This window comes from Clostridium nigeriense (assembly GCF_900086595.1).
In the GTDB taxonomy this organism is placed as follows: domain Bacteria; phylum Bacillota; class Clostridia; order Clostridiales; family Clostridiaceae; genus Clostridium; species Clostridium nigeriense.
The window spans coordinates 2,170,577-2,185,187 of sequence record NZ_LT575472.1 but is presented as its reverse complement, the minus strand read 5'-3'; the positions used below and the strand labels follow the sequence as shown (position 1 = coordinate 2,185,187).

Sequence of the window (14,611 nt, the reverse complement as noted above, 5' to 3'; positions counted from 1 at the left end):
CTAATAGATCTCCTAAAAATAAAAAGCACTACCATATTCTTTAATGGTAGTGCTTTTATGTCTAATTAGTTTTAATTTTAAAATAATCTCCTTGAATAATCATATCTGCTATTTTAAAAACATCTTTTAAATGTTTTTCTTCATTTTCGTCTTTTGGAGAACCTTTAATTTCACCGTCATTTAATATAGTTGAATTTCTATTGGTGTTAACTAAAATACGTCCCATAGATGTGTCTTGAAATTTTTCTTTTTCAACCCCTAATAGATATGAGATAGTTGGTAAAAAGTCAACTTGTCCGCCAACATTAGAAATTATTTCTCCTTTTATATCTTTGTTATATATGATAAAAGGTATTTCTTTATGATTATCTTTCCACCAATCTCCTTCTAGAGGCGCATCTGTTATTAAGTCTTCATAAAATTTATGAACTCCACAATGATCTCCATAAATCATTAAAACTGTGTTATCAAGTTGTCCATTTTTATCAAGTTCTTCTATAAATAATTTAATAGCTTCATCTGTATATCTAATACTTTGGAAATAAGCTCCTAACATATTTTCATCTAATTCTTTTGGTAAATCTAATAATTTTTTATCTTGAGGAATTTCAAAAGGCCCATGGCTAGTTAAGGTTGCTACAAAGGTATAAAATGGATTCTCTTCATTTTTTAACTTATTAGCAAGTTGCTTTAAATAAGATTCATCAGATAATCCAAGTCCTATAACTTCATCTAAATTGAACTCTTTTATGTCCCAAATCTTATTTGTTTCAAATGCTTTATGAGGCTCAGCCCAATTCCAACTTCCTGGGAGTTCTGCATGAGTAGAAATTGTTGTATAACCTTCTTCATTTAAAAGCTGTTGTAGACTATTATATTTAGTCCATGGGTATGTTGGGAAGGTACTATGATTTCTAACAGGAAAAATGGAGGTATTAACCATCAAGTCAGCATCTGAACTAGTTCCAGAGTTATTTTGCTCATAAATATTATCAAAATATAAGCTGTTTGATAGTAGTTTATTTAATGTTGGTGTTATTTCTTGTCCATTAACTTTTTGATTAATTACAAAGTTTTCTAGTGACTCAACTTGTATTGCAATTAAATTTTTTCCTTTTAAATAACCAGCATATTTATTATCTTCAATATTTTCTTTGTTATTTTCAAACCAACTTTTAACTTCATTTACTTCTTCAGCAGTTAATTCTTTACTAACACCAGTATAATAGGATAAATCAAAGCCATGGTATCCTAAAGGACTCATATCACTATATGTTTGGAAAGGAGCCCAAGATAATCTAAAAAATGATTGATTAGGTACTAAACCTTTAATATCTATACAATAATGAGAAAGATAAACTATACCACCACTTAAGATAAAAATAGATAAGGTCTTTATTAATCTTATTGTGAATTTAGAATTATCTTTAAAGTCTCTAACTTTGTTAAACTTAAACAATATGTAGAAAATCAGAAAATCAATAAAGAAAAATAAATCTACTAATTTAAAGTTAAGTAAACTCTTACCAATAGGATTGAAAATTTCAGGATGTAATAAATGTCTTATTGATAAAAATGTACCATTAGCTCTGTAATACCAAATATCAAATAAAAACAATAGGCTAATTATAAGATCTAAGTATATAGCTGTTCTTATTTTTCCTTTGTATTTAAATAAATAAATAATACTAAATATAAGGCATATAATTAATATATGAGCTCCAATAGCTGGAACTCCAAAATACATAGTTTTAAAATCAATTCCTGATGAATTTGTAGCTCTAAGCATAGAAAGCAATAACATAGATTTTCCTTGTATAATTAAAACCATTGCTACAAATAGCCAATTATTATATATAAGCTTTTTAAAAAAATCTTTCATTTCATTTCCTCCAAAAATAAAGTCTTACTTTACTTATTTTATATTAAATAAATAAGTATTTCTATAAGAATAATTTTTAATCAGGAAAAATTAATAATTTTAAAATTAATATGGAAAAATATTCTTGATTATAAAATAATTATACTATATAATTATTTTAATTAAATATTATCTTATTAAGAGTGGTGGAGGGACTGGCCCTATGAAACCCAGCAACCTATTTATATCTAAATGTGGTGCTAAGTCCAACAGATTATCTGAGAAATAAGAGAAAAATATAAAATTTAATAATTTTTATATAAGAATTCTTTCTATTTGGAGGAATTCTTTTTTTATATCTATAAAAAGGGGGATTGTATAATGATAGGAAAAAAATTAGATTTTGAAACTGTATCTGTAAGAGGATATAGTGGAGGGGATAAGTTAACAGGAGCAATAAGCTATCCAATTTATCAAAGTGCCACATTTAAGCACCCAGAGTTAAATAAGAGTACAGGGTATGATTATTCAAGAACTAATAACCCTACAAGAGAAGAAGTTGAAAGAACTTTATGTTTGTTAGAAGATGGTATTGGGGCAGTAGCATTTTCTACAGGAGTTGCAGCTATATCAGCTTGTATTCATCTATTTAAACCAAATGATCATATTATAATTTCAGAAGATTTATATGGTGGAACTTTTAGATTATTTAAAGATATATATAGTGTTTTTGGAATAAAAGCTTCTTTTGTAGACACTTCAAAATTAGACGAAATTAAAAATTCCATCTATGAAAACACAAAAGCTATATTTATAGAAACTCCGTCTAATCCATTAATGAGGGTTAGTGATATTAAAGAAATATCTTATATATGTAAGGCTTCAAATCTTATTTTAATTGTAGATAATACATTTTTAACGCCTTACTTTCAAAAGCCATTATCTCTTGGAGCTGACATAGTAATTCATAGTGGTACTAAATTCTTAGGTGGACATAATGATGTTTTAGCAGGTTTTTTAGTAACTAATAATAATGATATTTTAAGTAAAATAAAGCTAATTCAAAATTCTATAGGAGCAACATTATCTTCTTTTGATTCTTGGCTTATTTTAAGAGGAATAAAAACTTTGCATATTAGAGTAGAAAAAGCCCAAGAAAATGCATTAATAATATCAAAATATCTTAATTTAAATTTAAAAGTTGAAAAAGTATATTATGTAGGCTTAGAAGATCATATAGGTCATGAGATAAATTCAAAACAATCCACTGGTTCTGGGTCAATGATATCTTTTAGAGTTAAAGATAAAAGCTTAATTCCATATATATTAAAAAATTTAAGTATAATATCCTTTGCAGAAAGTTTAGGGGGAGTAGAAACTTTAATTACTTATCCATTTACTCAAACTCACTCGGAAATTCCAAAGGAATTAAAAGATAAATTAGGAATAGATGAAAACTTACTTAGACTATCTGTTGGAATAGAAAGTATTAATGATTTATTAAATGATTTAAAATCAGTTTTGGAGGATTAGTATGAGATTTGGAACTAAGTTGCTACATGGTGAAAAAACTATTGATAAAAATAATGGTGCAGTTACTTTACCAATATATCAAAGTTCAACCTTTCATCAATTTGATATANAAGCTGTTTGATAGTAGTTTATTTAATGTTGGTGTTATTTCTTGTCCATTAACTTTTTGATTAATTACAAAGTTTTCTAGTGACTCAACTTGTATTGCAATTAAATTTTTTCCTTTTAAATAACCAGCATATTTATTATCTTCAATATTTTCTTTGTTATTTTCAAACCAACTTTTAACTTCATTTACTTCTTCAGCAGTTAATTCTTTACTAACACCAGTATAATAGGATAAATCAAAGCCATGGTATCCTAAAGGACTCATATCACTATATGTTTGGAAAGGAGCCCAAGATAATCTAAAAAATGATTGATTAGGTACTAAACCTTTAATATCTATACAATAATGAGAAAGATAAACTATACCACCACTTAAGATAAAAATAGATAAGGTCTTTATTAATCTTATTGTGAATTTAGAATTATCTTTAAAGTCTCTAACTTTGTTAAACTTAAACAATATGTAGAAAATCAGAAAATCAATAAAGAAAAATAAATCTACTAATTTAAAGTTAAGTAAACTCTTACCAATAGGATTGAAAATTTCAGGATGTAATAAATGTCTTATTGATAAAAATGTACCATTAGCTCTGTAATACCAAATATCAAATAAAAACAATAGGCTAATTATAAGATCTAAGTATATAGCTGTTCTTATTTTTCCTTTGTATTTAAATAAATAAATAATACTAAATATAAGGCATATAATTAATATATGAGCTCCAATAGCTGGAACTCCAAAATACATAGTTTTAAAATCAATTCCTGATGAATTTGTAGCTCTAAGCATAGAAAGCAATAACATAGATTTTCCTTGTATAATTAAAACCATTGCTACAAATAGCCAATTATTATATATAAGCTTTTTAAAAAAATCTTTCATTTCATTTCCTCCAAAAATAAAGTCTTACTTTACTTATTTTATATTAAATAAATAAGTATTTCTATAAGAATAATTTTTAATCAGGAAAAATTAATAATTTTAAAATTAATATGGAAAAATATTCTTGATTATAAAATAATTATACTATATAATTATTTTAATTAAATATTATCTTATTAAGAGTGGTGGAGGGACTGGCCCTATGAAACCCAGCAACCTATTTATATCTAAATGTGGTGCTAAGTCCAACAGATTATCTGAGAAATAAGAGAAAAATATAAAATTTAATAATTTTTATATAAGAATTCTTTCTATTTGGAGGAATTCTTTTTTTATATCTATAAAAAGGGGGATTGTATAATGATAGGAAAAAAATTAGATTTTGAAACTGTATCTGTAAGAGGATATAGTGGAGGGGATAAGTTAACAGGAGCAATAAGCTATCCAATTTATCAAAGTGCCACATTTAAGCACCCAGAGTTAAATAAGAGTACAGGGTATGATTATTCAAGAACTAATAACCCTACAAGAGAAGAAGTTGAAAGAACTTTATGTTTGTTAGAAGATGGTATTGGGGCAGTAGCATTTTCTACAGGAGTTGCAGCTATATCAGCTTGTATTCATCTATTTAAACCAAATGATCATATTATAATTTCAGAAGATTTATATGGTGGAACTTTTAGATTATTTAAAGATATATATAGTGTTTTTGGAATAAAAGCTTCTTTTGTAGACACTTCAAAATTAGACGAAATTAAAAATTCCATCTATGAAAACACAAAAGCTATATTTATAGAAACTCCGTCTAATCCATTAATGAGGGTTAGTGATATTAAAGAAATATCTTATATATGTAAGGCTTCAAATCTTATTTTAATTGTAGATAATACATTTTTAACGCCTTACTTTCAAAAGCCATTATCTCTTGGAGCTGACATAGTAATTCATAGTGGTACTAAATTCTTAGGTGGACATAATGATGTTTTAGCAGGTTTTTTAGTAACTAATAATAATGATATTTTAAGTAAAATAAAGCTAATTCAAAATTCTATAGGAGCAACATTATCTTCTTTTGATTCTTGGCTTATTTTAAGAGGAATAAAAACTTTGCATATTAGAGTAGAAAAAGCCCAAGAAAATGCATTAATAATATCAAAATATCTTAATTTAAATTTAAAAGTTGAAAAAGTATATTATGTAGGCTTAGAAGATCATATAGGTCATGAGATAAATTCAAAACAATCCACTGGTTCTGGGTCAATGATATCTTTTAGAGTTAAAGATAAAAGCTTAATTCCATATATATTAAAAAATTTAAGTATAATATCCTTTGCAGAAAGTTTAGGGGGAGTAGAAACTTTAATTACTTATCCATTTACTCAAACTCACTCGGAAATTCCAAAGGAATTAAAAGATAAATTAGGAATAGATGAAAACTTACTTAGACTATCTGTTGGAATAGAAAGTATTAATGATTTATTAAATGATTTAAAATCAGTTTTGGAGGATTAGTATGAGATTTGGAACTAAGTTGCTACATGGTGAAAAAACTATTGATAAAAATAATGGTGCAGTTACTTTACCAATATATCAAAGTTCAACCTTTCATCAATTTGATATAGAGAATTTTGGAGAATTTGATTATGGAAGATCTGGTAACCCAACAAGAAATATTTTAGAGGAAGAATTTGCAAAACTAGAAGGAGGAAAATATGCTTTTGCCTTTTCATCTGGTATAGCAGCAATTTCTTCAATAATAAGTATATTTTCTTCTGGAGATCATTTAATAGTTGCAGAAGATGTATATGGGGGGACATATAGGGCAATAACTAAATTGTTTAATAGGTTTAATATAGCTTTTACCTTTGTAAATACAGAGGATGTTAATAATATTAAAAAAGCAATAAAAAGTAATACAAAAGCTATATACTTAGAAACACCTTCAAACCCATTATTGAAAATAACTGATTTAAAAAGCTCCATAAAATTAGCAAAGGATAATAATTTACTAACTATAGTAGATAATACATTCATGTCACCTTATTTACAAAATCCTTTAATCCTTGGGGCTGATATTGTAGTTCATAGTGCAACAAAATTTATAGGTGGACATAGTGACGTTATAGCGGGATTAGCTGTCACAAATAATAAACAAATTGCAGAAGAAATTTATAAAATTCAAAATGGATTTGGTGCTATACTATCACCTCAGGATTGTTATCTTGTATCTAGAGGTTTAAAAACGTTAAAAATAAGAATGGATGAATCGGAGAGAAATGCAATTAAACTTGCTAATTGGTTAGAAAGTCAGGAAGTAATAGAAAAAGTCTATTATCCAGGACTCTCTTATCATAAAGGATATGATATTCATAAAAGTCAGTCCTTTGGACCAGGGGCAGTATTATCATTTAAATTCAAAAATATAGATCAAACAAAATATTTCTTAAATAATGTAAAAAATGTTGTGGTAGCAGTAAGTTTAGGAGCTGTTGAAACTATTGTTTCATATCCTGTAAAAATGAGTCATGCTGCAATCCCAAAAGATGAAAGAGAAAAACTAGAAATTACAGATACTTTGATTAGAGTTTCTCTTGGAATAGAGGACATAGAGGATATTGTTGAAGGGTTTAAAACTGGTTTTTTAAATAAATAAAATTTAATAATAGCAATATTGTCATATTTTATGCCGATATTAGACAAGACTTAAAATATACCATCATTTATAATTATATTAAGATTTTTAATTATAAAAGGTGGTATATTTATGTTTGGAAAAATATTAGATTATAAGATTAATAAAAATGTAATTAAAGTTCAGTTTGAAGAAATTGAAGCTTTAATAAGTATAATAAATGAGAATGTAGTAAATTTCTTTGTACCTTTATATAAAAACGAAAGAAATTCAAAAGCTGTAGAAAACTTAGAGTATAGAGATGTGAATTTTTCAGCTCAATTAAAAGATAGTAAATTACTAATAAAGATGAATAAGTTAAATATAGAAGTAAACGATAACTTTAAAATAGATATTTACGATAAAAATGGAGAAGTTTTATGTAGAGATTATAGAGGTGAAAGAGAAGCATTTGAAAGAAGAGGATACAATTTACACTTAGCTAAACAAGAAGGCCATAATATTAATGGACATAAAGATTACAAAGTTTTTGTATCAAAGGTAATGGAAAATGATATGTATTTTTACGGATTAGGTGAAAGAACTGGTTCATTGAATAAAAAAGGGTACCATTACAAAAATTGGAATACTGACGATCCTAGTCCGCATGGTGAAACTTTTCAACAATTATATAAATCTATACCATTTTTAATATCCATAAAAAATAAAGATGCCTTTGGAATATTTTTTGATAATCATTTTGAAAGTCATTTTGATATGGGAAAAGAAAATTCAAGCTATTATTACTTTGGAGCAGTAGATGGAAATATAGATTATTATTTCATGTATGGACCTGAGGTTAAAGAAGTTGTAAATCAATATACAAACCTTACAGGAAAGACTCCTCTTCCTCAACTTTGGACATTAGGCTATCAACAATGTAGATGGTCATATGCTCCAGAGGAGAGAGTATTAGAAATAGCAAAAGCATTTAGGGAAAAAGAAATCCCATGCGATACTTTATATTTAGATATAGATTACATGGATGGATATAGGGTATTTACTTGGGATAAAGAAAAATTTAATAATCCAAAGGATTTTACAAATAAATTAAAGGAAATGGGATTTAAGGTTGTAACCATAATAGATCCTGGAGTAAAAGTAGATAGAGAATATGGGATTTATTCAGAGGGAATTAAGAATAATTATTTTGCTAAAGACAAAGATGGAATAGTATATAAGAATGTAGTTTGGCCGGGAGAATCAGTATATCCTGATTTTATGAATTCTAAAGTAAGAAAATGGTGGGCAAATAACCAAAAAATAATGATGGATTCTGGTGTATCAGGGATTTGGAATGACATGAATGAACCTGCAAGCTTTAATGGTCCATTACCAGAAGATGTTGTTTTTAATGAGGATGGGAATGAAGTTACCCATAAAGAAATTCATAATATATATGGGCATATGATGACTAAAGCTACTTATGAAGGGATAAAAGAATATACTAAAAAGAGACCTTTTGTTATTACAAGAGCGTGTTATTCAGGTACTCAAAAATATTCTACCGTTTGGACTGGAGACAACGTAAGCACATGGGAACATTTAAGGATGTCATTACCAATGCTTATGAATTTAGGGTTAAGTGGATTAAGTTTTTCAGGAACAGATGTTGGTGGATTTGGTCATGATTGTACTGGGGAGCTTTTAAGTAGATGGGTTCAAGTTGGAGCATTTACACCATTATTTAGAAATCATTCTTCCTTAGGAACTAGGGATCAAGAGCCTTGGACCTTTGATAAGGAAACAGAAGAAATAAATAAAAAATATATAAAGTTAAGATATAAAATACTTCCTTACTTGTATGATTCAATGTGGGAAGGAGAAAAAACGGGTGCACCTATTATAAGACCACTTTTATTTAATTACCAAGATGATAAAAAAACTTATGAAATAAATGATGAATTCTTATGTGGAGATAATATTTTAGTAGCTCCTATTGTTGAACAAGGATCAAAACAAAGATTAGTTTACTTACCTAAAGGTAATAAATGGATAGATTTTTGGACTAATGAAATATATGATGGAGGTGAATATATTATAAAGGAAGCACCTCTTGATATATGTCCTATTTTTATTAAAGCATCATCAATTATTCCTATGGCATTAGAGCAAAACTTTATAGGAGAAAAAGAACAGGACACATTAATACTTAGCATTTATTTAAGTGATGAAGATGAAAAGTTCACTTATACTCATTATTTAGATGATGGAGAAAGTTTTAATTATAGGAATGGAATATATAATGAATATGAAATTTCTATTGAAAATAAAGAAAACTTAAATATAAGCTTTATTACTAAAAATAATAAGTACTTTAAAAATTATAGAAAAGTTAGATTTATATTAAATAATTTTAATGGGAAAGATATAATAGTAAATGGAATAAAAGCAGATGTAAAAGATAACTTAATAGAAATTAATATTTAGTTTGACCTTATACCTTTTTTGGTGTTGCAAAATAATAAAATTATTTGCAGCACCTATTTTATTTGTATTATTCTACAAATTGAACAACATCTTTAAAATTTCTTCTAGTTTTAATTGGAGCTTCTTCATTTCTATAGCCTAAAGCTAACATACAACATACGTTGAAATGCTCAGTATCTAGTAAATTATTATCAACTAATATTTTAGTTAAAGCTTCAGAATCAAAGCCTCCAATAGCACAAGAATCTATTCCTAACAAAGAAGATGTAGCTAACATTGTTCCAAGAGCTAAATATACTTGTTCTCTAGAATAACCATTCATCTTTTCAGAGCTACCACCATATCTATTTTCATTAACGATTTTAATAGCACGTAGCATATTATTAGCTAATTCATCAGGAAATTCTTTATCTTTTGAAAAAAGTTCCTTTAGATAATTAGAATCAGATTTTAAATCCTTAGGAGTTCTATTTAATAGTATAATCAAATGACTACATGATGGTATTTGTTTTTTTCCACCAGGGCATACAGGCAATAAAGCTTCTTTTAACTTTTCATTAGTAACAACTAAAAACTTCCATGGTTCTATTCCAATAGAACTTGGTGATAATCTGCCACTTTCTAAAATAATATTTAAATTTTCAGCATCAATTTTTTTGTTTTTATCAAACTCTTTACAAGCATATCTAAAGTTTAATGCATCTAATATTTCTTTTTTGTTCATATTAAATCCTCCTTTTGAAAATTTATGAAGTAATTATAAAACAAAAGAAATTAAAAATCAATATCATTGGTTATATATGGGGATTGACAATATAAATTAAAAGATATAATATTAAAATTAATATATTAGTTGCATAAAATTATATTTAATAAATACGTTATAAAGGTGATTGCATGATAAAATACAATAATTTAAAATTAGAAAATCAATTATGTTTTTCTTTATATGCTTTATCTAGAGAAATAATTAAATTGTATAAACCAATACTTGATGAACTAAATTTAACATATACACAATACTTAGTAATGCTGGTTTTATGGGAAGAAGGAAAATCAACAGTTAAGAACTTAGGAAATAGACTTCATTTAGATTCTGGAACTTTAACACCTTTGTTAAAGAAACTTGAAACTGCTGGATTTTTAAATAGATATCGTTCTACAGATGATGATAGAGTTGTTATAGCAGAATTAACGAAGAAAGGTGAAGAACTTCAAGATAAGGCTAAGGATATTCCTACACAAATATTATGTAGCATGAATACTAATAATGATAAGGTTATAAAATTAAAAAAAGATTTAGACGATGTTTTAATAAATTTAAAATTATAAATTATGAGGTGTTAGAAAATTATTAATGTATTTTTAACGCCTCATTTTTATATACAATAAGTTTAATAAAATATTAAACTTATTGTATATTGCAGAATCTAATAGAGTAGAGTACTATATTAATTGTTTATTATATAAGTGGAGTGATATTATGGAAGAAAGATTACAGAAATATATGGCTAGATGTGGAGTAGCATCTAGAAGAAAATGTGAAGAAATAATATTAAATGGGAAAGTCTTAGTAAATGGAAAAGTAATAAATGAACTTGGAGTTAAAATAAATCCAGAAACTGATAAGGTATATTATGAGGGTAATTTAATTAAACCAGAAGAAAATAAATTATACATTATGCTTAATAAACCAGAAGGCTACATAACATCTGTAAAGGATGAAAAAGGAAGAAAAACTATTTTAGATTTAGTTAAGGTAGAAGAAAGAATATATCCAATTGGTAGATTGGATTATGATAGTTCTGGATTAATATTATTAACTAATGATGGAGAAATATATAATAAAATAATACATCCTAGGGTACAGATAGATAAAAAATATATAGTTTTATGTAGAGGAGATTTTACAATAGAAGAACTAAAAAGATTTGAAAATGGTATAGATATTGGAGGATATATTACAGCTAAGTGTAAAATAAAAGTAATTGATAAAGAAGTAGATAAAAAAACAAAAAAAATTAACACTTTAGTTGAAATATCAATTCATGAAGGGAAAAATAGACAGATAAGAAGAATGTGTGAAGCTTTAGGCCATGAAGTTATATCTTTAAATAGAATATCTGTTGGAGATATTAAGTTAGGCTATTTAAAAAAAGGTGAATGGAGAAATTTAACTAAAACTGAGTTAGAGTATATAAATTCATTATAGGAGAAAATATGTATAAATATGTTGGAAATATAAGTGACTTGTCTCATTATATAATTAAAAATTTTGTTTTAAATAAGCACATTGCAATAGATGCAACATTGGGTAACGGGTATGATACAGATTTTTTATCTTCAATATTTAATAAAGTTTATGCTTTTGATATTCAAGAAGATGCATGTAGAAATTATATATATAAGAAAAAAGACAATGTTGAAGTAATAAATGCCTCTCATCATTTATTTAAAAAATACATAAATGAAAAAGTTGATTGCATAATGTATAATCTAGGATTTTTGCCTGGAGGAAACAAAGAAATAACAACTTTACATGAAACTTCTCTTGAAAGTATTAAAGAAGGACTAGATATATTAGAAAATGGCGGGATAATGACAATTTGTATTTATAGAGGTCATTATGAAGGTAAAATTGAAGAAACTTGCATTTTAGAGTATTTAAAGAAACTACCTAAAAATCAATTTGGAGTAATGGTTCAATCCTATCTAAATAGGCAAGATATCTCTCCTTTGCTTGTAGTTATCGAGAAAAAATAAAATTGACAACTTTGAAATAAGTCACAAGTTTTTATTGAAATTATATGATAAAATGAAATAAATATTGATGAATTATTCAAAAAATGATACTATATAATTAATAATTGTTAGTTTAAATGAAAAGAAGGGATACAGATGGATAATAATCTTAATGATAATTCAAAGGACTTAATGCGATTAATACAATCAAGATTCCCAAGACTAAGCAAAGGACAAAAATTAATTGCAGAATATATTTTAAAAAGTTATGACAAAGCTGCATTTATGACAGCAGCAAAGCTTGGAGTCTCAGTAGGAGTTTCAGAGTCTACAGTTGTTAGATTTGCAAATGAACTAGGTTTTTCTGGTTATCCTAAACTTCAAAAGGCATTACAAGAGTTAATTAAAAATAAACTTACGACAGTTCAAAGATTAGAATTATCAAATGATTATGTAAGTGAAGGATATGCTCTTAAAGGAGTTCTAAAGGCAGATATGGAGAACATAAGAGCAACTCTTGAAAAAATAAATTACAATACCTTTGAAGAAGTAGTAAATAAAATATTTGAGGCTAAAAGAATATATATTATAGGATTAAGAAGTTCAACAGCATTAGCAGAATTTTTAGGTTTCTACTTAAATATAATTTTGCAAAATGTTAAAACAGTAGGATACGGAATTTCTGATATATTTGAGCAAATGATTAATCTAGAAGAAGGAGATTTAGTTATAGGAATTGGGTTCCCAAGATATGCATCCAGAACAATAGATGCATTGGCTTTTGCACAGGATAGAGGGGCAGATGTTGTAGCTATAACAGATAGTCTTTTATCTCCATTAGCAGCAAAAGCAGATTATTCATTAATAGCTCAAAGCAATATGGCTTCTTTCGTTGATTCTTTAGTTGCTCCTTTATCAGTTATTAATGCATTAATAATAGCTGTTGGTATGAGGGAGAAATCAAGTATTACAAGTACATTCAATAACCTTGAGTCAATCTGGAGAGAATATAATGTATATTCCTACAATAATAGGAATGTTGGTGAAGATTAAGACGACCATTAGGTCGTCAATTTTTTTGCCCTATAAAAGTTGAATTAAGAGTGCTAAAATGATATATTTATTAAGATAAAATAATGCATTGGAGGATTATAATGAAAAAAGTTGTAGTTATAGGAGCAGGCCCAGCTGGAATGATGGCAGCTATAACAGCTGCTAAAAAAGAGTGCAAAGTCATATTACTTGAAAGTAATGAGAAGGTTGGGAAGAAACTATTTATTACAGGAAAAGGAAGATGTAATGTAACGAATAGCAAGGATATATCAGAATTCTTTGATTATATTCCAGGAAATCCTCACTTTTTATATAGCGCATTATATTCGTATACTAATGAAGATACTATTAATTTTTTTGAATCCCAAGGAATTAAACTTAAAAGTGAAAGAGGGGGAAGAGTCTTTCCTGCTTCCGATAAATCTTCAGATATAATTAAGGGGTTACAAAAGGAATTAATTAAAAATAATGTGGAAATTAAGTTAAATAGTAAAGTTACTAATTTAAGGTTTACTAGAGGGATTATTGAAGGAATTGAAGTGAATAATTCATATTGGATTAAAGGTGATCACTTTATAATAGCAACAGGTGGAGTATCTTATCCTTTAACTGGTTCTACTGGAGATGGAATAAAATTTTCTAAAGCTTTAGGACATAATATAATAAATTTAAAGCCATCGCTAGTACCTATTGAAATTTCAAGCCCTTGGATAAAGGACTTAACTGGATTAAATTTAAAGAATATTGAAGTGTCAATACTTAAAGAAAATATTAAAAAGCCATTATATAGAAATCAGGGGGAAATGTTATTTACAAGCTATGGAGTTTCAGGACCTTTAATATTAAAGGCCTCTAGATATATAGATGATAATAATAAGTATGATTTAATTATAGACTTAAAGCCGGCTCTATCTTATGATGAACTTGATAAGAGAATCCAAAAAGATTTTAAAAAATTTATAAATAAAGATTTTAAAAATTCTTTAGATGAATTACTTCCTCAAAAATTAATACCAGCTATTATTAAGCTTTCAAATATAGAAGACAATAAAAAGGTAAATGAAATAACAAAGGAAGAAAGAAAATCCTTAGTTAATTTAATTAAAGGCATTAAATTAAATATAAAGGGATTAAGACCTATAGAAGAGGCAATTGTGACTTCAGGTGGAGTAGATACTATAGAAATTGATCCATCTACAATGAAGTCTAAAATAATAAATAATTTATCTTTTGCTGGAGAAGTTATAGATGTAGATGCTTTTACAGGTGGTTACAATGTTCAAATAGCATTATCTACTGGATATTTAGCAGGAAGTAATATATAAATCAC

Annotated in this window: 11 protein-coding genes and 2 riboswitches; of the genes, 9 read left to right on the top strand and 2 right to left on the bottom strand. The window is 26.8% G+C overall.

The annotated features are described in order from the left end of the window. Positions 1-61 precede the first annotated feature (61 nt). The gene (locus tag BN6774_RS10455; protein WP_066893349.1) at positions 62-1,882 is read right to left on the bottom strand and encodes an LTA synthase family protein; all 1,821 of its coding nucleotides are present in this window, start codon (positions 1,880-1,882) and stop codon (positions 62-64) included. Positions 1,883-2,052: 170 nt separating this feature from the next. After that, positions 2,053-2,153, top strand: a riboswitch (SAM riboswitch). A gap of 89 nt (positions 2,154-2,242) precedes the next feature. On the opposite strand from BN6774_RS10455, the gene BN6774_RS10450 reads away from it, so the two are divergent. The 4 genes from BN6774_RS10450 (at position 2,243) to BN6774_RS10430 (ending at position 9,486) form a co-directional block, all read left to right on the top strand. Next, the gene (locus BN6774_RS10450) at positions 2,243-3,394 is read left to right on the top strand and encodes a trans-sulfuration enzyme family protein (RefSeq protein ID WP_066893347.1); all 1,152 of its coding nucleotides are present in this window, start codon (positions 2,243-2,245) and stop codon (positions 3,392-3,394) included. Positions 3,395-4,555: 1,161 nt separating this feature from the next. Further along, a riboswitch (SAM riboswitch) is annotated at positions 4,556-4,656 on the top strand. An 89-nt stretch (positions 4,657-4,745) separates the two neighbouring features. Further along, a complete protein-coding gene (locus BN6774_RS10440; RefSeq protein ID WP_066893347.1) occupies positions 4,746-5,897 on the top strand; it encodes a trans-sulfuration enzyme family protein in 1,152 nt (383 codons plus the stop codon). A 1-nt stretch (position 5,898) separates the two neighbouring features. Next, complete coding sequence (locus tag BN6774_RS10435; RefSeq protein ID WP_066893345.1) at positions 5,899-7,038, top strand: PLP-dependent transferase; 1,140 nt, start codon at positions 5,899-5,901, stop codon at positions 7,036-7,038. Positions 7,039-7,149: 111 nt separating this feature from the next. Next, complete coding sequence (locus tag BN6774_RS10430; protein ID WP_066893343.1) at positions 7,150-9,486, top strand: glycoside hydrolase family 31 protein; 2,337 nt, start codon at positions 7,150-7,152, stop codon at positions 9,484-9,486. A 67-nt stretch (positions 9,487-9,553) separates the two neighbouring features. Here the strand turns inward: BN6774_RS10430 and BN6774_RS10425 are convergent, their stop codons facing one another. Continuing rightward, the gene (locus tag BN6774_RS10425; protein ID WP_066893341.1) at positions 9,554-10,210 is read right to left on the bottom strand and encodes an NAD(P)H-dependent oxidoreductase; all 657 of its coding nucleotides are present in this window, start codon (positions 10,208-10,210) and stop codon (positions 9,554-9,556) included. A gap of 173 nt (positions 10,211-10,383) precedes the next feature. On the opposite strand from BN6774_RS10425, the gene BN6774_RS10420 reads away from it, so the two are divergent. From BN6774_RS10420 to BN6774_RS10400, 5 genes are all read left to right on the top strand, one after another. After that, complete coding sequence (locus BN6774_RS10420; RefSeq protein WP_066893339.1) at positions 10,384-10,818, top strand: MarR family winged helix-turn-helix transcriptional regulator; 435 nt, start codon at positions 10,384-10,386, stop codon at positions 10,816-10,818. Between the two features lie 151 nt (positions 10,819-10,969). Then, positions 10,970-11,698, top strand: a complete 729-nt coding sequence (locus BN6774_RS10415) for a pseudouridine synthase (protein ID WP_066893337.1) — start codon at positions 10,970-10,972, stop codon at positions 11,696-11,698. A gap of 8 nt (positions 11,699-11,706) precedes the next feature. Then, positions 11,707-12,249 (top strand): tRNA 5-(aminomethyl)-2-thiouridylate-methyltransferase MnmM, encoded by a 543-nt coding sequence (locus BN6774_RS10410; RefSeq protein ID WP_066893335.1) that lies wholly within the window; start codon positions 11,707-11,709, stop codon positions 12,247-12,249. A 135-nt stretch (positions 12,250-12,384) separates the two neighbouring features. Continuing rightward, positions 12,385-13,281 carry a MurR/RpiR family transcriptional regulator gene (locus tag BN6774_RS10405; protein ID WP_066893333.1) on the top strand — a complete coding sequence of 299 codons (897 nt, stop codon included), beginning with the start codon at positions 12,385-12,387 and terminating at the stop codon, positions 13,279-13,281. Positions 13,282-13,382: 101 nt separating this feature from the next. After that, on the top strand, positions 13,383-14,606 hold the full coding sequence (locus tag BN6774_RS10400; RefSeq protein WP_066893331.1) for a BaiN/RdsA family NAD(P)/FAD-dependent oxidoreductase: 1,224 nt from the start codon (positions 13,383-13,385) through the stop codon (positions 14,604-14,606). Positions 14,607-14,611: the final 5 nt, after the last annotated feature.